The sequence below is a fragment of the Nonomuraea insulae genome, assembly GCF_042656245.1.
Genome location: NZ_JBHSPA010000023.1, coordinates 515,427 through 537,609 on the forward strand (window position 1 = coordinate 515,427; position 22,183 = coordinate 537,609).

19 protein-coding genes and 2 pseudogenes are annotated in these 22,183 nt (G+C 67.5%); 11 read left to right on the forward strand and 10 right to left on the reverse strand.

Features of this window, described 5'->3' with window-relative positions; translation table 11 throughout:
- Positions 1–839: 839 nt before the first annotated feature.
- The gene (locus tag ACFPZ3_RS20120; protein WP_379515684.1) at positions 840–1,235 is read right to left on the reverse strand and encodes a winged helix-turn-helix transcriptional regulator; all 396 of its coding nucleotides are present in this window, start codon (positions 1,233–1,235) and stop codon (positions 840–842) included.
- 119 nt (positions 1,236–1,354) lie between these two features.
- On the opposite strand from ACFPZ3_RS20120, the gene ACFPZ3_RS20125 reads away from it, so the two are divergent.
- Complete coding sequence (locus tag ACFPZ3_RS20125) at positions 1,355–2,182, forward strand: enoyl-CoA hydratase/isomerase family protein (protein ID WP_379515685.1); 828 nt, start codon at positions 1,355–1,357, stop codon at positions 2,180–2,182.
- Here ACFPZ3_RS20125 and ACFPZ3_RS20130 read toward each other — a convergent pair.
- A pseudogene (locus ACFPZ3_RS20130) lies at positions 2,183–2,347 on the reverse strand (hypothetical protein); the annotation flags it as partial.
- Between the two features lie 23 nt (positions 2,348–2,370).
- Positions 2,371–2,730 carry a winged helix-turn-helix transcriptional regulator gene (locus tag ACFPZ3_RS20135; protein ID WP_379515686.1) on the reverse strand — a complete coding sequence of 120 codons (360 nt, stop codon included), beginning with the start codon at positions 2,728–2,730 and terminating at the stop codon, positions 2,371–2,373.
- A gap of 85 nt (positions 2,731–2,815) precedes the next feature.
- On the opposite strand from ACFPZ3_RS20135, the gene ACFPZ3_RS20140 reads away from it, so the two are divergent.
- The 3 genes and pseudogenes from ACFPZ3_RS20140 to ACFPZ3_RS20150 form a co-directional block, all read left to right on the forward strand.
- Complete coding sequence (locus ACFPZ3_RS20140; protein ID WP_379515687.1) at positions 2,816–3,706, forward strand: pirin family protein; 891 nt, start codon at positions 2,816–2,818, stop codon at positions 3,704–3,706.
- Positions 3,707–3,738: 32 nt separating this feature from the next.
- Positions 3,739–4,677 carry an NmrA family NAD(P)-binding protein gene (locus tag ACFPZ3_RS20145; RefSeq protein WP_379515688.1) on the forward strand — a complete coding sequence of 313 codons (939 nt, stop codon included), beginning with the start codon at positions 3,739–3,741 and terminating at the stop codon, positions 4,675–4,677.
- Between the two features lie 150 nt (positions 4,678–4,827).
- Positions 4,828–4,956 (forward strand): annotated as a pseudogene (locus ACFPZ3_RS20150) (hypothetical protein); the annotation flags it as partial.
- A gap of 53 nt (positions 4,957–5,009) precedes the next feature.
- On the opposite strand, the gene gcl reads toward ACFPZ3_RS20150, so the two are convergent.
- Genes gcl through ACFPZ3_RS20180 form a run of 6 tightly spaced genes read right to left on the reverse strand, consistent with a single transcriptional unit; the run spans position 5,010 to position 13,331 of the window.
- The gene (gcl, locus tag ACFPZ3_RS20155) at positions 5,010–6,782 is read right to left on the reverse strand and encodes a glyoxylate carboligase (RefSeq protein ID WP_379515689.1); all 1,773 of its coding nucleotides are present in this window, start codon (positions 6,780–6,782) and stop codon (positions 5,010–5,012) included.
- Positions 6,783–6,792: 10 nt separating this feature from the next.
- Positions 6,793–7,677: a 2-hydroxy-3-oxopropionate reductase gene (locus ACFPZ3_RS20160; protein WP_379515690.1), complete on the reverse strand. Its 885-nt coding sequence runs from the start codon at positions 7,675–7,677 to the stop codon at positions 6,793–6,795.
- 12 nt (positions 7,678–7,689) lie between these two features.
- A complete protein-coding gene (locus ACFPZ3_RS20165; protein ID WP_379515691.1) occupies positions 7,690–8,496 on the reverse strand; it encodes a hydroxypyruvate isomerase family protein in 807 nt (268 codons plus the stop codon).
- Positions 8,497–8,512: 16 nt separating this feature from the next.
- Positions 8,513–9,223, reverse strand: a complete 711-nt coding sequence (locus tag ACFPZ3_RS20170) for a fumarylacetoacetate hydrolase family protein (protein ID WP_379515692.1) — start codon at positions 9,221–9,223, stop codon at positions 8,513–8,515.
- Positions 9,220–12,132, reverse strand: coding sequence for an FAD-binding and (Fe-S)-binding domain-containing protein (locus ACFPZ3_RS20175; protein WP_379515693.1), 2,913 nt, complete (start codon positions 12,130–12,132; stop codon positions 9,220–9,222). Before ACFPZ3_RS20175 ends, ACFPZ3_RS20170 begins: the two co-directional genes overlap by 4 nt.
- 32 nt (positions 12,133–12,164) lie before the next feature.
- Entirely contained in the window at positions 12,165–13,331 is a 1,167-nt protein-coding gene (locus ACFPZ3_RS20180; protein ID WP_379515694.1) for a pyridoxal-phosphate-dependent aminotransferase family protein, read from the reverse strand.
- A gap of 390 nt (positions 13,332–13,721) precedes the next feature.
- Here ACFPZ3_RS20180 and ACFPZ3_RS20185 point away from each other — a divergent pair, with 390 nt between their 5' ends.
- Positions 13,722–14,477: an IclR family transcriptional regulator gene (locus tag ACFPZ3_RS20185; protein WP_379515695.1), complete on the forward strand. Its 756-nt coding sequence runs from the start codon at positions 13,722–13,724 to the stop codon at positions 14,475–14,477.
- A gap of 142 nt (positions 14,478–14,619) precedes the next feature.
- Entirely contained in the window at positions 14,620–16,353 is a 1,734-nt protein-coding gene (locus tag ACFPZ3_RS20190) for an SLC13 family permease (protein WP_379515696.1), read from the forward strand.
- A gap of 390 nt (positions 16,354–16,743) precedes the next feature.
- On the opposite strand, the gene ACFPZ3_RS20195 is transcribed toward ACFPZ3_RS20190, so the two are convergent.
- Positions 16,744–17,391 carry a TetR/AcrR family transcriptional regulator gene (locus ACFPZ3_RS20195; protein WP_379515697.1) on the reverse strand — a complete coding sequence of 216 codons (648 nt, stop codon included), beginning with the start codon at positions 17,389–17,391 and terminating at the stop codon, positions 16,744–16,746.
- Between the two features lie 116 nt (positions 17,392–17,507).
- On the opposite strand from ACFPZ3_RS20195, the gene ACFPZ3_RS20200 reads away from it, so the two are divergent.
- The 5 genes from ACFPZ3_RS20200 (at position 17,508) to ACFPZ3_RS20220 (ending at position 22,174) form a co-directional block, all read left to right on the forward strand.
- Positions 17,508–17,693, forward strand: coding sequence for a hypothetical protein (locus ACFPZ3_RS20200; protein ID WP_379515698.1), 186 nt, complete (start codon positions 17,508–17,510; stop codon positions 17,691–17,693).
- A 27-nt stretch (positions 17,694–17,720) separates the two neighbouring features.
- The gene (locus ACFPZ3_RS20205) at positions 17,721–18,110 is read left to right on the forward strand and encodes a VOC family protein (protein ID WP_379515699.1); all 390 of its coding nucleotides are present in this window, start codon (positions 17,721–17,723) and stop codon (positions 18,108–18,110) included.
- 64 nt (positions 18,111–18,174) lie between these two features.
- Positions 18,175–18,786, forward strand: coding sequence for a dihydrofolate reductase family protein (locus ACFPZ3_RS20210; RefSeq protein WP_379515700.1), 612 nt, complete (start codon positions 18,175–18,177; stop codon positions 18,784–18,786).
- A 630-nt stretch (positions 18,787–19,416) separates the two neighbouring features.
- Positions 19,417–20,049, forward strand: coding sequence for a tyrosine-type recombinase/integrase (locus tag ACFPZ3_RS20215; RefSeq protein ID WP_379515701.1), 633 nt, complete (start codon positions 19,417–19,419; stop codon positions 20,047–20,049).
- Positions 20,050–20,116: 67 nt separating this feature from the next.
- Positions 20,117–22,174: a WD40 repeat domain-containing serine/threonine protein kinase gene (locus ACFPZ3_RS20220; protein ID WP_379515702.1), complete on the forward strand. Its 2,058-nt coding sequence runs from the start codon at positions 20,117–20,119 to the stop codon at positions 22,172–22,174.
- Positions 22,175–22,183: the final 9 nt, after the last annotated feature.

Sequence of the window (22,183 nt, forward strand, 5' to 3'; positions counted from 1 at the left end):
GCGCCGGATTCCCCCTCGCTCTCCTGAACGGGAACCTTCGCCGCGGTTCCCGGGACACGGTCCGCATCCGGCAAGGAGGGCCGGCACCCCTCCCCGGCCACCGTCCTGCGCATGCTTCGCGACCACGATGAGGCGAATGCCACGGCGCCATCGGCGTCGGATCCGGGATGAGCCACTGGGTCTCAGGTCAGCATTTCCGCTGGTCAGCCAAATGTGTTGGATGTTCGGCGGATGCTACGGCAACCCCATACTCACCCGTGATCACGAAAGGGAAGAACTGGGGAGACCGATGCAAGATCATGCAAGCAGATTACGGCGCGGATGGGGCAAGCGGCATTCTGGATAGCCAGGTTGCCATCTCAGGCGCTCAGGCATGGATCCTCCAGCGGCAGGTCGTTGGCCGGATCTGGCGGACGGCCTCGGCCAGACGCGGCAGCGCCCCTGCGCACGAGCCGCATACTGGGCGTTCCACCTCATCACGATGATCGTCGCCATGAGGTGACAGCTCCTCAGCGTCCCACAGTCGGCAGGTCGATCAGGTCCAGGCGGCGGTCGGTCCGTAACTGGCTCTCGCCATACAGGCTCATGTCCGAATGGGAGATCGGAGTCAGGCCTCGCCGGTCGGCGTCGGTGAGCACGTGCCTGCCACTCCGGTGAGGGCGAGCGTGTCTTGGATCACGAGCGTGTTTACCTGGTGACTGAGCTAGCCAGGGTGTCATCCCGATGTACGGCTCGCCGGGCACCTGCCCGTAGAGCAGCAGGTAGCCACACCGGTCGTAGATCGGCGTGCAGGCCTTGAGCAGGGCGGCGCTCGCTCCGGCCCGGCTTCGGCTCCGGCGTCAGGGTTGAGCGCGCTGGTCGAAATCGCGTTGGCGTGCTTGGATCTCGGGCGCGTTGGCGACTGTCCAGTCGTAGAGGCGGCCGAACGGCTCACGCAGGCTCTCCCCGAGCGGGGTCAACGAGTATTCGACGCCGACCGGCGAGGTCGGCAGCACCCGGCGCTCGACCATCCCGTTGCGTTCGAGCCGGCGCAGGGTCTGCGTGAGCACGCGCTGAGTCACGCCTTCGAGGCGGCGCTTGATCTCGTTGAACCGGCGCGGCTCGGCCAGGACCGCCATCACCATCATCGACCACTTGTCGGCGATCTGATCGAGGATCGGCCGGCTCGCGCAATCGGACCGGAACACAAGATCCTGCTCGGCGATAGCCCGGTAAACGGTCTCAGAAGCGGCCATGGCGGTATCCTCCACGATCCCTGGGATGTCTGAAGTGCGTTATTGACGCAGCTCATCATGGGTTTAACAGTAGGTATACAACAGGAACCAAGGTCTTGCCAGATACCTAAGGAGACCAGATGAACCACGACGAGTACCAGACTCTGCGGGTCAGCCGGAACGACGGGGTCGCGCACGTCACGATCGACAACCCGCCGATGAACATCCTCGGCGTCGCCGTCATGACCGACCTGCGGCACCTGCTCACCACGCTGGCCGGTGACGACACCGTACACGTGATCGTGTTCGACAGCGCCGACCCGGACTTCTTCCTTGCCCACGTCGACATGACCCTCACCCCGGAGGATCTCGCCGGGCTCATGGCCGACCTGCCGGAACACGTCAATGTCTTCCAGGCCGTAGGGGAGCAGCTACGCCACCAGCCCCAGGTGACCATCGTCAAGCTCGCCGGCAAGGCGCGCGGCGGCGGAGCCGAGTTCGTCGTGGCCGCCGACATGGCGTTCGCAGCGATCGGCAGGGCTGGGCTCGGCCAGGTAGAAGCCCTCATGGGCATCGTCCCCGGCGGAGGCGCCACGCAGTACCTCACTGAGCGCGTCGGCCGCAACCGCGCCCTGGAACTCGTGCTCGGCGCCGACCTGCTCGACGCCGAGACCGCCGAGCGTTACGGCTGGGTCAACCGTGCTCTGCCCGCGCACGAGCTCGACGAGTTCGTCAACCGCCTCGCCCGCAACATTGCCGCGCTGCCGGACGGCGTCGTCGCGGCGGCCAAGCACGCCATCATCCCCAGCGATCATGCCGATGGCTTGGCACGGGAGAACGATGCCTGGGCCGGGCTCGTATTCAGCTCCGCCACGGCGCAGCTCATGGGCGCCGGGCTGGCCCGCGGCGCCCAGACCCGTGACGGCGAACAGGACTTCGAGGGCTTGTTGCGCGGCCTAGCCGGGTAGTCAGACCGCTCGGCTGCCGAGACAGTGGCGTTCGTGTCGGCCGCCTCTACCCTGGGCTCGCCGACCGTGACCGACGCGGGCGTCGTCGATGACGAGTAGCGCCTGTCCCTGGGCGTCGCGTCGGTCCGCCAGATGGGCGTAGGCGTCGACCAGGTCGCGGATCGCTAGCCGATCGGCGACCTAGTAGGTCATTGTCGCTCGGTGGCGTCGCGTTCGGGCTGGTCACGTTGCTCACTCCACTGCGCCAACGGCTGAAGGGCAGAGATCAGCGCTTCGGCGTCGGCCGTGAGGGCGTACATGATTTGGACAGGTGTGCTGGGAATGACAGTGCGTTCGATGAGCCCGCGGCCCTGTAGCTGCTTGAGCCGGAGTGTCAGCTGTGGATCCGAGATGCCCGGAACCAGAGCGCGGTACTCCTTGAACCGACGGGCGCCCCGAGCCCCGGCGAGCAGGATCGGCCCGATCCAGCGAACCCCGATGATGTCGATCGCACGCAGGATGCGGTGGCAGTTCTCCTCATCGACAGGAGCGCTGGGTGGGCTAGTCACTTCTCGATAGTAAGTAACTTTGGCCACCTTTGCCAATCGGCTCGGCAAGCGGGAGGCTTTTTCTGACCGACGAGGAGGGGGCATTATGACCGCGCAAACCGCGCTGGTGGCCCGGCGGGTGGATCGGGTTCTCGACACAGTGGATCTCGGCCCGACCGCCATGTCCGCTCGAAGCACGCTGATCATTGCACCCGGCAACAACTCTTGGACCGATCCGTTCCTGCTCATGGGAGAGGAACTGGTCAATCAGCCGGGGTTCGACTGGCACCCGCACCGCGGGATGGAGACCGTGACCCTCATCCTGGACGGGGCCCTGGAGCACGGCGACAGCATGGGGAACTCCGGAGTGCTCGGGCCAGGAGACGTGCAGTGGATGACCGCAGGGCAGGGTGTCATTCACCGCGAGGTCGCTGCACGCGCGGAACACGCGCATGTGATCCAGATGTGGCTCAACCTGCCGGCGCGCAAGAAGTTCGTACCCACCGGCTATCAGGACCTGCGGGCCGGCCAGCACGCCGTGCACACCGAGCCGGGCGTACTGGTTCAGGTGATCTCGGGCGAGACCGGGGCGGCGCGCGGGCCGGCAGTCAACCAATGGCCGATTCTGGGCATGGTGATCACGCTCGATCCGAGGACCGAATATCGGCAGGTGCTCGACGGGGGCGACCGCGCTTTCGCGTACGTGATGTCGGGTCGGCTGACGGTCGGCGGCCGGACCGCGCGAGCCGGGCAGACCGCCTGGTCCGATCCCGTGTCTCGGCCGGGCCAGCCGACCTCGCTGACCCTGGCCACTGCCGACGCTGACGAACAGACCAAGGTGCTGTTGTTCGCCGGCCGGCCTATCGGCGAGTCCGTTGTTGCCAGCGGCCCGTTCGTGATGAACACCCAGGCCGAGATCGCACAGGCGTACCGCGACTTCCACTCCGGCAAGTTCGGCAGTATCCCCCGGCACACGCGCTTGCCCGCCGGTACGTGATCGATAAACATGTCAGACAAGGAGCAACGGTAGTGACGACAGTTTTGGTGGCAGGCGCGACCGGGAGCCTCGGCAGCCTGATCGTGGAGAATCTGCTGGATCGAGGCGCCGATGTGCGCGCGTTGGTCCGGAAGTCTTCGGTGAACAAGGTGACGGCGCACCCGAACCTGACGCCGTGCATCGGCGACCTGACAGGCGGCGCGGACACGCTTCAGCAATACCTCGACGGCGTAGAGGTTGTGGTGTCCGCAGTCCAGGGCGGGCCAGAAGTGATCATCGACGGGCAACAGGAACTGCTGCGGGCCGCGGAGCGGGCCGGCGTGCACCGGATGATCCCGTCGGACTTCTCGACCAACCTCTACGGCTACAGCTACGGCGTCAACGTGTTGTCCGACCTGCGCCGCGTATTCGCGGACGCGTTCGCTACCTCGACTGTCGCACGCACATCGGTGGCGATCGGCGCGTTCCCGGAATACTTCCTCGGCCCGGTCCACGAGGTGCTCGACCCAGCGGCTGGCACGTTCTCGGTGTGGGGTGACGGTACGCGCCCGATCGACATCACCACAATCCCGGACACCGCCGCGTTCACGGCTGCGATCGCACTCGACCCGAAGACCGCGGGCCGCGACGTACACGTGGTCGGCCAGCAGTTGTCCATGCTGGAGCTGCGCAACGAAGTCGAGGCGGCTTCCGGGCGGCGATGGGAACTGGTGCGCAAGGGCACACTCCAGGACCTGCGTGCGGAAGTCGTGCGCCGACAATACACGGCGTCCAGCATCGTGGAGTATGTAGCCTTGCAGCATCAGGTGGCCATGTTCGACGGGACGGCCTCGCTGCGGGACATACGCAACGCGGATTATCCGGACGTGGCGCCGACCTCGGTGACGGCATACCTGGCGGGGTCGGGTGCGGCGCACTTCACGGTGCCCGAAATGACGCGGCACCGGGCCGAGTGGCCGACCCCAGTCTGAGCGGGCGTTCGACGTCGAATTACCATGAGTACTTTGGCCGGATCAAACGCCACACGATCCTAGGCGACCGGAGGGTGATGTGATGCAGTCGCCGGCCCTCGGCGTCTTCCTTGTAGACGGCCCGAGTCGCGAGCGTTCCCGGGCGAGTGCGTTCCCGTCGAACTCTCGCTGTGGCCGGCTTCCGTGGTGGCCCACTCCGGCGAGCGGCTGGTGGTCGAGATCGCGAGCCAACGCTCACCTTCGACCCGGTCAGTTCACCTAAGTTCCGCCTGGACATGACCAGCCCGGCTCCAGGCGGCCCGTGAGCCTCGCGCCCGAGGTCGGTGCGCTGCTCATCGGTCGAGGGAGGCGGGGTACGACTCGAGCTCGGCATCGGCCAGGTCTTCGAATTCGACGATCGCGTCGATCTCGGTTCCCATGGCGATATTCGTGACGCGCTCAAGGATGATCTCTACGATGACCGGGACGCGGAACTCCGCCATGAGTTTGACGGCCTCTTCGAACGCTTCCGGCAGTTGGCCCGCCGTACGCACGCGGATGGCCTTGCAGCCGAGCCCTTCGGCGACCTTGACGTGGTCGACACCGTATCCCTCGAGGTCGGGGGAGTTCACGTTGTCGAATGCCAGTTGCACGTGATAGTCCATGTCGAAGCCGCGCTGGGCTTGGCGGATGAGGCCGAGGTAGGAGTTGTTCACCAGCACCTGTATGTAGGGCAGGTTGAACTGGGCGCCGACCGCGAGTTCCTCGATCATGAACTGGAAGTCGTAGTCGCCGGACAGGGCGACGACGGTGGCGTCGGGCTCGGCCACGCGCACACCAAGTGCCGCCGGCACTGTCCAGCCGAGTGGACCGGCCTGGCCGCAGTTGATCCAGTGGCGTGGCGCGTACACGTGCAGGAACTGCCCGCCGGCGATCTGGGAGAGCCCGATCGCGGACACGTAGCGCACGTCCCTGCCGAATGCCCTGTTCATTTCCTGGTAGACCCGTTGGGGTTTCATCGGCACGTTGTCGAAGTCCGTGCGCCGGTGCATGGTGCGCTTGCGTTCGCGGCATTCGGCGACCCAGTCCGCGCGGTCCGGCAGCAGCCCCGCCTCACTCCGGTCGCGTGCGACCTCGACCAGCCGCTCCAGGGCCGCGGCGGCGTCGGAGACGATGCCGTAGTCGGGAGCGAAGACCCGGCCGATCTGGGTGGGCTCGATGTCGATGTGCACAAACGTGCGTCCGCGGGTGTAGGTATCCAGGCCACCAGTGTGGCGGTTGGCCCACCGGTTGCCGATGCCGAGCACGAAGTCCGATGCGAGCATCGTCGCGTTGCCATACCGGTGCGAGGTCTGCAGCCCGACCATGCCGGCCATCAGCCGGTGGTCGTCCGGGATCGCTCCCCAGCCCATCAGGGTCGGCACTACCGGCACGTCCAGCAGTTCGGCGAGCTCGACGAGCAGACCGGCGGCGTCGGCGTTGATGACGCCGCCACCGGCCACGATCAGCGGGTGCTCGGACGCGGTGAGCATGTCAAGGGCCTTCTCCGCCTGCGCGCGGGTCGCGGCCGGCCTGTAGACGGGCAGCGGCTCATAGGCGTCGATGTCGAACTCGATCTCGGCGAGCTGGACGTCGACCGGCAGGTCGATGAGGACCGGGCCGGGACGACCGGACCGCATCAGGTGAAAGGCCTGCTGGAAGGCGCCGGGCACTTGCCCGGGCTCCAGGACGGTCATGGCCATCTTGGTGACGGGCTTGGCGATGGAGGCGATGTCGACCGCCTGGAAATCCTCCTTGTGCAGGCGTGAGACCGGCGCCTGTCCGGTGATGCACAGAATAGGGATGGAGTCGGCCCACGCCGAGTACAGACCCGTGATCATGTCGGTGCCCGCCGGACCGGACGTGCCGACGCACACGCCGATGTTTCCGGCGCGGGCGCGGGTGTATCCCTCGGCCATGTGCGAAGCGCCCTCGACGTGACGTGCGAGGATGTGCTTGATGCCGCCGTGCGCCCGCATCGCGGAGTAGAAGGGGTTGATGGCCGCGCCCGGCAGCCCGAAGGTCTGCGTGGCGTTCTCGCGTTCCAGGATCTTCACCGCTGCGTCGACGGTTCGCATACGTGGCATGGCAGGTCTCCTAGCGGTTCGTACGGCCCGATAGTTGCTCGACGATCAGCAGCAGAGCGGAATGGTCGAGGTTCCCGTGTCCTTGCGCGCGTGCCGCGGCCATCAGCTGGGCGACGGCGGCACCGAGGGGGATCGCGACGCCCGCCTCCCGGGCGGCGGCGGTGACGATGCCCATGTCCTTGTGGTGCAGGTCGATCCGGAATCCGGGCTGGAAGGTACGGGCCCGCATCCCGGCGGCCTTGCGGTCGAGGATCCGGTTGCCCGCCAGGCCGCCCGCGAGAACCTTGACCGCGGCCTCGGTGTCCACACCATGGGCTTCGAGGAACACGATGGCCTCGGCGACGAGCTCGATGGTGCCCGCGACGATGAGCTGATTGGCGGCCTTGACGGTCTGCCCCGAACCGGTGGGTCCCACGTGCACGACGGTTGACCCGACGGCCTCGAGGACCGGGCGGGCGGCCTCGAACTCGGCGCCGCCGCCACCGACCATGATGGACAGGCTCGCCTCGATCGCTCCGCTCTCACCACCGGAGACCGGGGCGTCCACGGCGCGCAGACCTTGGGCGGCAGCGGCCTGGGCGAGCCGCACGCTGACGTCGGGGCGGATCGTGCTGGCATCGATCCAGAGGCTGCCGGTCGGCGCGTGTGCCAGGATCCCGTCTGCGCCGAGCACGACTTCCTCGACGTCGGGTGAGTCAGGCAGCATGGTGATGACAACATCCGCCTCCCGAACGGCCTCGGCGATGCCGGCGGCCCCGCGGCCGCCCTGCTCCACCAATTGGTCGACCTTGGCCTTGCTCCGGTTGAATCCGGTGACGTCGAAACCGGCCTTGACCAGGTTGGCGGCCATCGGGCCGCCCATGATGCCAAGCCCGATGACGGTGACGGCGGTCATACGAGTTCTCCTTCAGCGCGTGGCGGTTGTCACAGAGCGACGGTCGCGGGGCAGCCAGGCGAACGGATCCCCGCCGGTAGCGCGGTACTCGAGACCGGTCCAGCCGCGGTAACCGGTTCGCTCGAGGGCGGCCAGCCAACGGTCGAGCGGCAGGTCGCCGGTGCCCGGTTCACCGCGTCCGGGGGCGTCGGCGATCTGAACGTGACCGATACGGTCGGCGTACGCGCTGATCGCCGCGTCGACGTCGTCTCCGTTGACCGACAGGTGGTAGAGGTCCGCCAGCAGGCGAATGTTGGTGACGCCGCTGTCTCCGGCCACCCGCTCGATCACCGCGACGGCGTCGGCGGCCGTCTTGAGCGGGTAGGCGTCGGCGCCGCTGACCGGTTCGAGGAGGACAGTGCCTGTCACCGCCGAGGCGGCCAGCGCGAGGTGCTCGGCGGCGAGGTCGTCCTGTTGCCCGGCGGTGGCGCCCGCCACGCGGTTGCCGTACAGGGCGTTGAAGGACCGGCATCCGAGCCGCCGGCCGATGTCCGCGACCGCCGCGATGTTGTCCCGCAGCTCCGCGGCCCGTCCGGGCCACGACATCAGTCCGCGGTCGCCGGCGGGCATGTCTCCCGCGGCGAAGTTGAGCCCGACCAGTCGCACGCCCGCGTCGTCGATGGCTCGTACGAACGCGTCGGCCTCGCCGTCGGCGGGCACGGAGGTGCTGAACGGCCACCAGAACTCGACGGCGTCGAACCCGGCGGCCCGGGCCGCTGCCGGACGCTCCAGCAGCGGCAGGTCGGTCAGCAGGATCGAACAGTTCACCGCGTATCGCACGGCGACTCCTTTGTTGTCACACGATGGAATTCGTCAGGGTGCCGATGCCTTCGATGTCGACGTCCACCACGTCCCCGGGGGACAGCGGCCCGACACCGGCGGGGCTGCCGGTCAGCAGGACGTCGCCCGGCTGCAGGGTGATCCAGCGGGTCACGTAGGCCAGCAGCTCGCCGACCCCGAAGATCATGTCTTTGGTGGGGCTGTCCTGAACGAGCCGGCCGTTGACCGTCGTACGGATGTGCAGCGCGGCGGGATCGTCCACGTCGGTCTCGATCCAGGGCCCGAGCGGGCAGAAGGCGTCCGTGCTCTTGGCGCGTACCCACTGCCCGTCCGCTCGCCAGTCGTCGGCGGTGATGTCGTTGGCGCAGGTGTAGCCGAGGATGTAGTCGCGGTAGGACCGCTCGGGCACCTCGTGCGCCGTCCTGCCGATCACGACGGCCAGTTCGCCCTCGTACTCCAGGCGTCGCAGATCCGGCGGGAAGCGCACCGCGGATCCGGGTCCGGTGACGGCGTTGACCGCTTTGAGGAACAGCTTCGGCCGCCCGGTCCCGTCCGGCTCCCCATAGTTCTTCCCCGCGCAGACGACCACCCGGGGATCACACGGCGCGAGCAGCGTCACCTCCCGCAGCGCGGCCACGATCGGCCCCCCGCTCCGCTCGTGTACTGCGTCACCGATCAGGACCCCCGACCGGACGTGCCCGGCGTGGTCGTATCGCACGATTCTCATCGGCGCCTGCTTCCCTCTGCGCCGGCAAGAGCCTCACGCACCAGTTCGATCGGGTGCCACGCATCGCGTTGGGCACCGTGGAAGATCTGCTGACGGCAGGACACCCCGGTGGCCGCGACGACAGTGGTCTCGGGTTCGGCGGCGAGCGCCGGGAACAGGCGGTCCTCGCCGACGGTCATCGAGACGTCATAGTGCTCGGACTCGAAGCCGAAGGAACCGGCCATCCCGCAGCAACCGGCGTCCAGTTCGACGACCTCCACGCCGGGGATACGGCGCAGCAGAGCCATCGTCGCGGCCGTGCCGACCTCCGCCTTCTGGTGGCAGTGACCGTGGAAGAGGATCCGCCTGCCCGCCAGCCAGGAGTCCTCCCGCAAGCGCAGCCGGCCCGCGTCGACGGCCTCGGTCAGCAACTCCTCCACCTGCCGGACCCGGTCCGCGACCTGGCGTACCCGGGGGTCGTCCGGCATCATCGCGACGTGCTCGTCGCGCAACGTGTACAGGCACGATGGTTCGCAGCCCACGATGGGGGTGTCAGTCTCGGCGAGTGCGGCGATCAGCTTGCCCGCCTTCGCCTTGGCGTCGTCGACCAGCCCTTTGGACAGGCTCGACCTGCCACAGCAGCCCCCGCCGGCCAGAGTCACGCCCCACCCGGCCTGCTCGAGCAGTTCGATGGCGGCCCGGCCGATGTGGGGTTCGGTGTAGGTGGTGAAGGAGTCGGCCAGGAATGTCACAGTGCCCTGCGCGGCACGCGCCTGGGGATCGCGATGCTTGCGGAACCACCGCACGAGGTTGATGCGGTGGTAGACCGGGAGCGGGCGTGCCGAGGTGATGCCGATCGTGCGGTCCAGCAGCGAGCGCAGGACCCCGACTCGTGCGGGCAGGTTCGACAGTGGCGCGGTGGCCGAGCCGAGGCGGTTCAGGGCCCGGATCGACCCGAAGATCCGTGAACGGAGCGGCACTCCGTGGATGTCGTGGTGATGGGAGAGGGTTTCGGCCTTGAGCGTGGCCATGTCCACGCTCATCGGGCACTCGCTCTTACAGGCCTTGCACATCAGGCAGAGGTCGAGGATCTCGTGCAGCCGCTCGTCCCCGAGCGCCGCCCGGGGGTCCGGTTCGGACAGTGCCTTGACCAACGCGTTCGCCCGGCCGCGTGTGGAGTGCTCTTCCTGGCGCGTGGCGATGTAGGACGGGCACATCGCTCCCGTTGTGCTCTTGCGGCACAGCCCGATATTCATGCACCGGTCGGCCGCTCCCCGCATCCCGCCGACCACCTCGAACTGAAGCCGGGTGTCGAACGGTTTCGCGGGCGGCAACGCGGCATCCCTGAGGTGATCCGTCATCGGCGGAGCGTCGACGATTTTGCCGGGGTTCATCAGATTGGCCGGATCGAACACCCGCTTTACCGCGCGCATCGCCTCATACAGTTCGTCGCCGAAGATCTCCCGGTTGAACTCGCTGCGGGCCAGGCCGTCCCCGTGTTCGCTGGAGTTGACCCCCCCGTACTCGGCGACCAGGTTCTTGATCTCCTCAGCCACGGCGCGCATCTTGCGCACCTCATCCGGCTGCGCCAGATCGACGAACGGACGGATGTGCAGGCAGCCGACCGAGCAGTGACCGTAGAAGCCCGCCGTCAGCTCGTGCTTGTCGAGCACTTCCCGGAAGCGGCGGGTGTACGCCACGAGATGCACCGGGTCGACCGCCGTGTCCTCGATGAAGGCCAGCGGACGACGCGTGCCGACGCTCGCGGCCATGAGCAGTCCCAAACTGGACTTGCGCACCTTCAGCAAGGCGGTCTGCTGGGACGGGGTCACCGCCCGCAGCGTGTGATATCCGTGCGAATTGCGCTTCCACGTCTCGGTGACCTGGTCGAGCTTGGCGATCAGCTCGTCCTCGTCGTCGCCGCTGAACGACACGAATAGCAGCGCGTCCGGGTCGCCTTGCAGGATGCTGCCGAGCTCGGCGTACTCGATCTTCTGGCGAGACAGGTCCAGGATGGTGCGATCCATCAGTTCGACCTGCGCCGGGTCACAGGACAACGCGTCCTGGGTGGCGGCGATCGCCTCGGCGGTCGAGGTGAAGTGGCCGACCGCGTACACCGTCCGACGCGGCTTGGGCACCAGGTCCACCAGGGCCTGGGTCGCGACGACCAGAGTGCCTTCCGAACCGACGACGAACTTCGCCAGGTCGAATTCCGGGCCCGTGGCCAGCCGGTCGAGCCGGTATCCGCACGCCCGGCGCCAGAACGGCGGGAAGCCTGTCGCGATGGCTGAGGCGTTGGCCCGCACCAGCTCCGGCAACTCGCGATACAGGCGGCCTTCCAGCGTGGGCAGCTCGGCACGACGCGCGCGTTCGGCTTCGTCGACGGGGTCGAGCCGGGCGCGTGAGCCGTCGGCGAGTACAACGTCCAAGGCCCGGACGTGATCGATGGTCATCCCGTAAGTGAGCGAGCCACTGCCCGCGGAGTTGTTGCCGATCATTCCGCCGATGGTGGCGCGGTTGCTCGTCGAGGTGTCCGGTCCGAACATCAGCCCGTGCGCGGCCGCGGCCTGGTTGAGTTGATCCTGCACCACGCCCACCTCGACGAGCGCGGTGCGGGCCTCGGGGTCGAGGTCGAGGATGCGGTTCATGTGCCGGGAGAAGTCCAGGACCAAGCCGGGGCCGATCGTCTGACCCGCGAGGCTGGTGCCCGCCCCGCGCGGGACGACCGGAACTCCGGCCTCCCCCGCGGCCCGCACCGCCGCCGCCACGTCGTCGGCATGCCTGGGGAACACCACACCGACCGGCATGATCGAATACATGCTCGCGTCGCGGGAGAACAGGTGCCGTGTGTAGTCGTCGAACGCGACCTCGCCATCGAGGTCGCGGCTCAGCGCGTGCGCAAGCCCGACACCGTCGATTTGTGCTGTCATCGCCGAATCTTTCGGGCTCATCGTCGCGTCCTTCACAGCGACTGCAGGCGATCGAGCGCCGCGTTGAGGCCGGTGGGATCGATCCGCACTCCGGCGAGCGTCAGGCCCATCTGCACCCCGGCGAGCGTCCCGGCCAGCATCAGGTCGTTGAAGCTCCCCAGATGCCCGATGCGGAAGACGCGTCCGGAGAGCTTGCCGAGACCTGCCCCCAGAGACATGTCGAAACGGTCGAGGATGATCGCCCTGATCTTGTCGGCGTCATGCCCCTCCGGCACCATGATCGCGGTCAGGGAGCTCGAATACTCGCGTTCGTCAGCGCAGAGCACCTCCAGTCCCCAGCCGTTCACGGCGGCGCGCGTGGCTTCCGCATGCCGGATGTGGCGCGCGAACACGGCGTCGAGCCCTTCGGCGTTGAGCAGGCGCAGCGCCTCACGCAGGCCGTAGAGCAGGTTCGTGGCCGGGGTGTACGGGAAGAAGCCGCGTTGATTGGCCGCCAGGATGGGCTGCCAGTTCCAGAACGACTTGGGCAGCCGCGCGGAGCGTGATGCGTTCAACGCCTTCTCACTGATGGCGTTGAAGCTGAGCCCCGGCGGGAGCATCAGGCCCTTCTGCGAGCCCGCAACCGTCACATCGACACCCCACTCGTCATGCCGGTAGTCGATGGATCCCAGCGACGAGATGGTGTCGACCAGGAGTAGCGCGGGGTGAGCGGCCGCATCGATGGCGGCCCGTACCTCCGCGACGCGACTGGTGACGCCGGTCGATGTCTCGTTGTGCACAACGCACACGGCCTTGATGGTGTGCCCGGTGTCCTGCCCGAGCCGCTCGGCGACCACCTCGGGGCTCACGCCGTGGCGCCAGTCGCCGGGCACGAAGTCGACCTCGAGCCCGAGACTGGTGGCCATCTCCTGCCACAGGCTGGCGAAGTGACCCGTCTCGAAACACAACACCCGGTCCCCAGGACTCAAAGTGTTGACCAGCGCCGCCTCCCACGCTCCCGTGCCAGAAGCCGGGTAGATGACAACCGGCCCCTGAGTGCCGAACACGGGCTTGATCCCGTCCAGCACCGCACGGCCCAACTCGGCGAACTCCGGACCCCGATGATCGATGGTCTGTGCCGACATCGCCCGAAGAACGGAGTCGGGCACGTTCGTCGGGCCGGGAATCTGGAGGAAGTGACGGCCGCCGGCATAGCTCATGAGAGTCCCTTCGGTTCTCGGCCACACTTGGCCGACACCCAAATTTCCGCAATGCGGAAACTAAATACCGCTATACGAACCCTAACTGTCGATTGCCGCGAACGTCAACGGAAATGGTTTTCCATATCGTGGAAAATCCCTCTTGATTGCCGCAGCCCGCATACCCGGTTCAACGCCTCACGATCGTCGTGACCGACTCTCCGGAGTCGGCGAAACCATGTGTTCGCGCCGCTCACGCGCTGAGGCCTCACGGGGATGGTGATCGCATCCGGCGGCCTTCATCGCCAGGGCCGGCCGTCAGGTGCTCTCCGCATCCGGGACACCGCTGCCACCCGGCATAGGTTACGCTTCGGTGCAATATGAACAGCGGCGACCGGAGGACGCAGAGGCATGTCGCGTGATCCGGGTTCTCCCAACCGTGTGCAGGCGTTGCATCGCGCGTTCGCCCTTCTGGAGCTGATGGCCGACGGCGGTGGCGAGATGCCCCTGAGCCAGCTCTCCGCCCGCTCGGGCCTGCCCCTGCCCACCATTTACCGCATCATTCGAACGCTCGTCGACTCGGGTTACGTTCGCCAGTTGCCTTCCCGAAGCTACGCCCTGGGACCACGCCTGATCGGACTAGGGGAAAGCGCCTCACGCAAGCTGGGCACATGGGCCCGCCCAGTGCTGGCCGATCTCGTGGAGACCGTGGGCGAGACGGCCAACATGGCGATGCTCGACGGCGATATGGCCGTCTACGTCGCGCAGGTGCCTTCCCGGCACTCGATGCGCATGTTCACCGAAGTAGGACGCCGCGTCTTTCTGCACGACACCGGCGTCGGCAAAGCGCTGCTGGCGCAGCTCCCGCCCGAGACGGCACGCGAGATCGTGCTCCGCGCCGGAATGCCCGCCGCGACCACACGGTCCATCACCGACCCGGACGCCCTCGAGAAGGAACTCGACCGTACCCGGAACCGGGGTTATGCCATCGACGACGCCGAACAGGAGACCGGCGTCCGTTGCCTCGCCGTCCCGGTCATCGGCGCGCCGACACTGACCGCGATCTCCGTTTCGGGCCCGGAAGGCCGGATCACCTCCGCATCGATCCCCCGAGTCGTGACCCACCTCCAGGCGGCCGCAGCACGGCTGATCCAAGAATTCGCCTGAACGCGGTCCAGACAGAATCATCCGGCCACGCGCTGCCGGACGCCGGCACCCGACGCAGGGTGGATCACGACCGGACGAGTGGATCTCGCGTGATGGCCTGGCACATCAAATCCCCCGACTGTGCTCGGCGAAATGAACCACGGTGGTCGACGATCGGCGCCGCCATGAGCGCACAACACCCGCCGGAGCGGTTGGTCAGGCCAGTGACCTGCGGAAAGTGGCGACCGGCCGACGTCATCGCGAGCGTACCTCCCAACGTCGGCTGCTGGCGGGATGCGCGAAACGGATCTTGCACGAAGACTGCGGCAACAACGGTCGGGGCGACGTTCAAGATCACACGGTGGGCTTGACCGCTGGATGTGAGCTAGCACATACTCACCAAATCGGAATCCTGATTTCACATTCCGGAAACAACTCCCTGGCGCCGGGGACAGCGGGGCAGGCCCCGTACATCACGATCCACAGATCCTTCCCCCCGATCCGGGAGGCTTCCTTGTCCGTAGAAGTCATCTCAATCCTTGTCCTCGCCGGGATCTTCCTTCTGGCCACGTTGCGTCCCGTGAACCTGGGCGCCCTCGCCATCGTCGCCGCCTTCGTCCTGGGTGTCTCGGTGCTCCCGGGGGCGGACATCGGAGAGAAGACCGACGCGATCTTCGCCGGCTTTCCCGGCGACCTGTTCGTCGTCCTCGCCGGCGTCACATTCCTCTTCGCCATCGCCAAGAACAACGGAACCGTCGACTGGCTCGTCCATGCCGCCATCCGCGCGGTGGGCGGCCGCATCGGCCTGATCCCGTGGGTCATGTTCTTGGTCACGGCCTGCCTCACCGCGATCGGCGCCGTGGTGCCGGCGTCAGTGGCGATCATTTCCCCGATAGGGATGGGCTTCGCCACCCGCTACAAGATCAACCCGCTCATGATGGGCTTGATGATCATCAACGGGGCCAGCGCGGGCGGCTTCTCACCCATGAGCATCTTCGGCGGCATCACCAACGGCGTGGTCGCGAAGGCCGGGCTGCCCGGCAACCCGACGCTGCTGTTCTTGGCCTCGTTCCTGTTCAACCTCGCCATCAGCCTGGTGGTCTTCTTTCTCTGGGGCGGCCGTGAGCTGCTCGGCCGCCGCGTCGATGACACCGGTGGCGAGAGCGCAGAAAGTGGTAGGGGCACCGCCCGCCCAGGCGGCACGGCCCTCGCCGCCACCTCGGGCTCGGGATCGTCGAGCGGAGGAGCCGCGACTGCGACGATCGCGCCGAACGGCGCGGCAGGAAGGGCCATCGCCTTGGACCGTGACCGGATCCTGACGCTGCTCGGCCTGGTCGTCCTGGCCGTCGGTGCCCTGTTCTTCGACCTCAACGTCGGCCTGGTCGCCATCACCGTGGCCGCGATCCTGTCGCTCGTCTCACCGGCGTCCGCCAAGGACAGCGTCAACCAGATCGCCTGGCCCACAGTGCTGCTGGTGTGCGGCATCGTCACGTACGTCGGCGTCATGGAGAGCATCGGCACCATCGAATGGCTGGGCAACGAGGTCGCCACCATCGGCGCTCCATTGCTGGCCGCGTTCATTATCTGCTTGATCGGGGGCGCGGTGTCCGCCTTCGCCTCCACCACCGGCATCCTCGGGGCGCTCATCCCGCTCGCTGTGCCCTTCCTCACCGGTGGCAGTGCCGTCGGAGCGGTCGGTCTCATCGCCGCCCTGGCCATCTCCTCCTCGGTTGTCGACTCCAGCCCGTTCTCGACCAGCGGCGCGCTTGTCGTCGCGAATTCGCCGGAGGACAAGCGAGACGCCGTCTACAAGGGACTCATGCGGTGGGGCTTCAGCATGGTGCTCCTCGCTCCGCTCGCTACCTGGATCATCTTGGTGGTGCCCGGCTGGCTGTGAGCACAACGTGTGCCCGAGCTGAACGTGCCCTCCCGGGATTGCGCTGGCTTGACGGGCTGACGTTGTCCTGCACACCTTCGCCTGCGGCATCCGCCGTGACCAAGACGCCGTCACCAACGGGCTCACCCTGCCCCACAGCAGCGGTGCCGTTGAAGGTAACTTCTGCCGCATGTTCGGCCGTACCAACCTCGACCTGCTCCGCAAGCGGATTCTGCTGGCAATGGCACCCCTACGGCCGTTCTTCATGATCAGATCTTGGCGATCCAGATCGTGACAGAACGGCCGTTCTCACGCGCAACGCGTTACGCGATCGCTACCACTCTCCATGCGGCCCCGGCGGGCGGCCAGCAGCCCCGAACCGGTGGTCGGGACGGGGCGCGGATGCGCCTGTCAGGCGGTGCCGTAACCGGACAGGGCGGGCTCCAACAGGTCGAAGGCTTGGGTGGCTTCGGCGGCGATTGCGTGGGCGATCTGATCGTTGGGGTGTCCGGCGAGGGTGAAGGTTTGGATGCGCTGGAACAGCACACGGTGGACGGTGCTCAGCAGGCCGGCGGCGGTCTGGACGGTGATGTCGTCGGGCTGGGCGCCGGTGGCCTCGGCCAGGGCCCGGACCAGATGGTGTTCACGCTGGTCGTGCAGGCCACGCAGGCAGGCGCTCAGGGTCGGGCTGTTGGCGATCATGCGGGCGAATTGCTGGCCGGAGAACCCGGCGATGGGGTCCTGGGCGGCCACGGCGTCGACGAACGCGCGGCGCAGTGCGGCCAGTGCCGACTCTCCTGGGTGTCGGGCGGCGACGGCGCCGGCCAGGGAGGCGGCGAACTGCTCCTGGTGGTCCAGGGCCAGGTCTTCCTTGCGGGGGAAGTAGTTGGTGACGGTCTTCTTGGCCACGCGGGCGGCGGTGGCGATCTCGGCGATGGTCGTCTGCTCGAAGCCCCGGGCGATGAACAGCCGGGTCGCGTGGTCGGAGATCAGCTGCCGGGTCTCCTGCTTCTTGGTCTCGCGCAACCCGGTGGTCGCGGGGGGTGTCTGGATGCCCATGGTCGCAATCATACCCTCGTAGCATCTTTATGTTGACACTATCGAACATGTCAGGATAAATTTACGTCCATCGCAAACTTGCGATGGATAGAACGCTGAGTGCGAAAGGGACACCCATGCGCAAGCTCACTCACGACCTCGTCCCGCCCGAAGTCGAGTCCGTCCCTGTGCCCCAGCCGCAGCTGCCCCAGCGGTCCGCGCTGCGTGGCACCGAACTGCGTCGCCCGCCCGCCGCCCACAGCATTCGCGCGTCGCAGCAGACCCGGCACCTGCGCTCCCTGCCCCGCCGCCGCAGCTACTGACCCCGCTCAACCGCACCAAGGAGACTCGTGCAGTTCACCGCCTCCACCATTTCGCTGACCGTTGACGACGTCGCCTCCTCCCAGGAGTTCTTCACCGCCCACCTGGGCTACAGCCTCCAGCAGGCCGCCGACGGTTTTGCGTCCCTAACCCGCCCCGACGCGGTCGATGTCGTCCTGCTCGCCCGTGGCACCCCGGTGCTGCCGCCCGAGCAGCGCGAGCAGCGCGCCAGCGGCGTGATCCTGGCCTTCACCCTCACCGGCGGCCTGCAGGAACAGGAGACGCGACTGCGTGACGCCGGTGTGGAGATCACCATGCCGCTGCGTCAGGAGCCCTGGGGCGAGCGCCTGTTCCAGGTCACCGATCCCAACGGAGTGATCGTCCAGTTCGTCGAGTGGGCCGCCCCGGACACCGCCTGACACTCCCCCGCCATCGCCCAGGCCAGCCGCCCCGGCTACGAACATCACGAAAGAGAGCCTCCCGTTGCGCAAGCTGGTGTACTACATCGCCACCACCCTCGACGGTTTCATCGCCGGTCCGGACGGCGCCGACCCCACCGGTCCGGACGGCTTTTGGCCCCTGCCCGCCGACTACATCCAGCACATCGCGGCCCACTACCCCGAGACCCTGCCCGCCCCGGCCCGCACCGCCCTGTCGGTCACCGCCGAAGGCACCCACTTCGACACCGTCCTGGAAGGGCGCCGCAGCTACGAGATCGGGCTGAAGGCCGGGATCACCGACGCCTACCCTCACCTGCGCCACCTGGTCTTCTCCCGGACCCTCACCAAGAGTCCCGACCCCGCCGTCGAACTGATCGCCACCGATCCCGCCCAGGCGGTACGCGACCTCAAACGCCAGGACGGCAAGGACATCTGGCTGCTCGGCGGCGCCGAACTGGCCGGCGCGCTCTACCAGCAGATCGACCAGCTGATTCTCAAAGTGGGCGCACTGACCGTCGGCACTGGCATCCCGCTGTTCTCCCGCACTGCCACCTTCGACCCGCGCGCCTGGAAACTCACCGATCACACCGTGCTCGACAGCGGTGCCGCCTTCCTCACCTACAACCGCCCCGCCGAATCCGCCACCGTCGCATAGGACGTGGGCACGCGACCCTGCTCCGCCCCGGTCGGCCAACGACACACCGGCCTCAGGTGAGGTGCTGGAAGGCTGGCCGGGGCCCCTTCCACCGCGACGGCGCCGCCATCGTGGATGCGACACAGAACTCAAATTATCTGTCACACCGACTGCCATCCGATCGTGTCCGCCTCGGCGTTCGCCGCCGCGTGTCACATCGCCCCGGCAGGAGGTCGCCCGTGCCCGTCGTCGCTTTCCCGGCCGTCCCGAATCCGACAGCCGGCGCGACGACCGCGACGGAGATCGGGCCGGCGGTCGAGCGCTTCCTGGACTCCATCACCGCGGCCACCACCCGCGCCGGCTACGCCGTGACCCTCGCCCGGCTGACCACCGTGACCGGCCCGGCCCATCCCGTCGCCGCCCTGGCCCCCGAGCACTACGCCGCGGTGATGGACCGCTGGACGACCGCGGCCGCCGCCGCCTGGAACCGGCACCTGTCCGCCCTGCGCACCTTCACCATCTGGGCCCAGCGCCAGGAGCTGCTGGCCACCAACCGGCCCGGCGCCTGGAGCGCCGCAAGCCCGCCCGCCGCGGCGACCGCGCCATCCCGCGCGCCCGGCTGGAGACACTGTTCACCGACCCGCGCACACCTTGCGCGAACGACTGCTGTGGAAACTCCTCTACGACACGGCTGCCCGCGCCGAGGAGATCCTCACCCTCAACGTCGAGGACCTCGACCTGGAATTCCGCCGCGCCCGCGTCGTCTCCAAGGGCGGCGCCATCGAGTACGTGCACTGGGCCACCCCGACCGCCAGGCTGCTACCCCGCCTGCTGGCCGGCCGCACCACCGGACCGGTATTCCTGGCCGACCGGCGCGCCCCCACCTCCGGCCCGCGCACGCCCGCGGCCGCCGACATCGACTCGACCACCGGGCGCGGGCGGCTGTCCTACCCTCGCGCCGAATACCTGTTCAAGACCGCCTCCGCGTGGTGCACGCCGAGCCGGTCGGCCACCCGGGCGATCGCCCCGGCCTTGCCTCCGGCCTCCTCACGCAGGTCGAACACCATCTTGACGGCGCGGTCACGAAGCTCTTGGGGGCACTCGGCGCGGGCACGACTCCCAGCCTTTCCAGTCTTGGGAGCCTCCAACCAGCCCGGAGCGGCTCACCGTCTCCAGCACGGCCCAGCCTGGCAGATGATCACTTATCGCCACCACCGATTACGGGCCAGAGCCGAGGACCTACCCCTACAGTCCCTCGCGGGCGAATCATCGAGGAAGGCATGACTGGCAAAACATCACGAGTTCCACCAATTCGGATTCTTTGTCTCAAGTGCCCGGCTACGGTAAGCCCGTGGGCGAAGATCTTCAGCGGATCTCGGCGGGGCGGTATCGCGTTCTCGGCCTCCTCGGCAAGGGCGGCATGGGCGCGGTGTGGCGGGCGCTGGATGTGGAGCTGGGGCGTCCGGTCGCGGTCAAGGAGTTACGGCTTCCAGAGCACGTCTCCGAACAGGATCGGCGCAACCTGTATGCGCGGATGGAGCGCGAGGCCAAGGCGGCTGCCAGGTCGAAGCACCCAGGGATCGTGACGGTGTACAACCGTCTCGTGGGTGACGATGGGCGCCCATGGATCGTCATGGAGCTGATCCAGGGGGGCTCCCTCGAAGACCTGCTCCAGCGCGAAGGACGGCTCCCTGTCGCCCACGTCGCCGACATCGGCATGAAGATCCTGGACGCTTTGATCGCGGCGCATGCCGCAGGCGTCATACATCGTGATCTCAAGCCCGCCAATATCCTCCTCGAGGGCGACCGTGTCGTCGTCACCGATTTCGGCATTGCCGCACTCGAGGGCGACCCCGCGCTCACGATGTCTGGCGCCGTCCTCGGCACTCCGACCTTCATGTCGCCCGAGCAGGTGTGCGGACTTACCGCGACGGCCGCGTCCGACCTGTGGTCTCTTGGCGCCACCCTCTACACCGCCGTGGAGGGTCGTCCGCCATTCTCGGGCCGTACCCTCAGTTCCCTCTTCGTTGCCATCGCGACTCAGGATCCTGCTCCGCAACGGCACTCCGGGCGGCTCACTGCGGTCCTGGACGAGCTGCTGCGTAAGAACTCGGCCGAGCGCCTGACCGCCGAAGCCGCTCGTGAACGGCTCAGGCTGCTGGCCACCACGTCCGAACCGAACAGCTCAGCGCCCGTCTCGCCGGGGGCTGTTCTCGTCGGCTCCTCCGGCCCCGCGTCCTCCGGCATCGCGCCCGCAGCGGGTCCATCGACGAACGTCGCCCCACCCCCCACGCTCGTCGAAAAGCCGATCATGGATCGGCCACATCCTCCGCCGCGTCGCCTTGTTCGGTCCCGAAAAGTGATCATCCCGCTGACTGTGGTTCTCGCGCTCGCTACCAGCGCGGCGGTATGGCTGATGAGAGGCCCCAGCGAAACCGGGCCTCCCGCGACGCAGACCTGGTTTCCCCGGACAGTCAGGCTGCCGATCGAGAACTACGGTTACGGGTTGGCGCTCAGTCCGGACGGGAAGACCGTTGCCCTGGGAGGCGACGACGGCATCGACTTCTGGGATCTCGCTTCACGTCAAGGATCAGGGCCCCCCATCCAGCCCACCGGGGCGCTGAGAGCCGGCGGTACGATGGCCTTCAGCCCCGACGGGCGGCTCCTGGCCGCGACCGACGACGGACGTCAAGATGTAGACGTGCGCACCTTTGACCAGGTCAGGTTGTGGGACGTGCGGTCACACCAACAGATCGGCAAGACCTTCGGCCGGCCGCTCGACACCGTCGGCTCGCTGAGCTTCAGCCCGGACGGCCAGACGTTGGCGACCTCTCACCAAGATGAAACCCGGCTCTGGAATCTCACCACCCAGCGCCAGATAGGCGCCTCGTTCCCCAATAACGCCGCCGGCCCGGTCACCTTCCTCGACCAGACCGGAAAACTTCTCGCGACCGACCACGACCTGACTGTCTGGAACATCAAGACACGACGGAAGTCCGGCCGGCCGTTCATGCCCCTGTCGGTGAACCTGTGCGATCTGGTCGCGGTCAGCCCCAACGGCAAGGTCTTAGCCGCCGCCACGAATGATCACGAAATCAAGCTCTTCTCGGTCAACTCGCGGAAGAAGATCTCAAACCCCATCAAGATCACCGCTTCGCCCCCGTACGAGGACGTCATCGCGTCTCTCAGCTTCAGCCCGGACGGCAGGCTCCTGATCAGCGCAGGCTCTACCGTACGGATCTGGAATGTGAAAACGGGCCGGCAGGTCGGCCCAACTCTTACCGGGAAGCCGGTGATTGCGGGCTTCGGCCCCTGGAGAAGCGCCGTCGTGTCCCCGGACGGCAGGTCTCTCATTACCGTCGGCGACCATGCCCTTGAAGTCTGGGACATCCGCCGTGCTTATCAGTGAAAAGGAGTC

Bases quoted from the DNA above. Each gene is read 5' to 3' on its own strand.
- ACFPZ3_RS20120 (WP_379515684.1), bottom strand. From the start codon at position 1,235: ATGGCCGCTTCTGAGACCGTTTACCGGGCTATCGCCGAGCAGGATCTT.
- ACFPZ3_RS20125 (WP_379515685.1), top strand. From the start codon at position 1,355: ATGAACCACGACGAGTACCAGACTCTGCGGGTCAGCCGGAACGACGGG.
- ACFPZ3_RS20140 (WP_379515687.1), top strand. From the start codon at position 2,816: ATGACCGCGCAAACCGCGCTGGTGGCCCGGCGGGTGGATCGGGTTCTC.
- gcl (WP_379515689.1), bottom strand. From the start codon at position 6,782: ATGCCACGTATGCGAACCGTCGACGCAGCGGTGAAGATCCTGGAACGC.
- ACFPZ3_RS20160 (WP_379515690.1), bottom strand. From the start codon at position 7,677: ATGACCGCCGTCACCGTCATCGGGCTTGGCATCATGGGCGGCCCGATG.
- ACFPZ3_RS20170 (WP_379515692.1), bottom strand. From the start codon at position 9,223: ATGAGAATCGTGCGATACGACCACGCCGGGCACGTCCGGTCGGGGGTC.
- ACFPZ3_RS20175 (WP_379515693.1), bottom strand. From the start codon at position 12,132: ATGACAGCACAAATCGACGGTGTCGGGCTTGCGCACGCGCTGAGCCGC.
- ACFPZ3_RS20180 (WP_379515694.1), bottom strand. From the start codon at position 13,331: ATGAGCTATGCCGGCGGCCGTCACTTCCTCCAGATTCCCGGCCCGACG.
- ACFPZ3_RS20185 (WP_379515695.1), top strand. From the start codon at position 13,722: ATGTCGCGTGATCCGGGTTCTCCCAACCGTGTGCAGGCGTTGCATCGC.
- ACFPZ3_RS20195 (WP_379515697.1), bottom strand. From the start codon at position 17,391: ATGGGCATCCAGACACCCCCCGCGACCACCGGGTTGCGCGAGACCAAG.
- ACFPZ3_RS20200 (WP_379515698.1), top strand. From the start codon at position 17,508: ATGCGCAAGCTCACTCACGACCTCGTCCCGCCCGAAGTCGAGTCCGTC.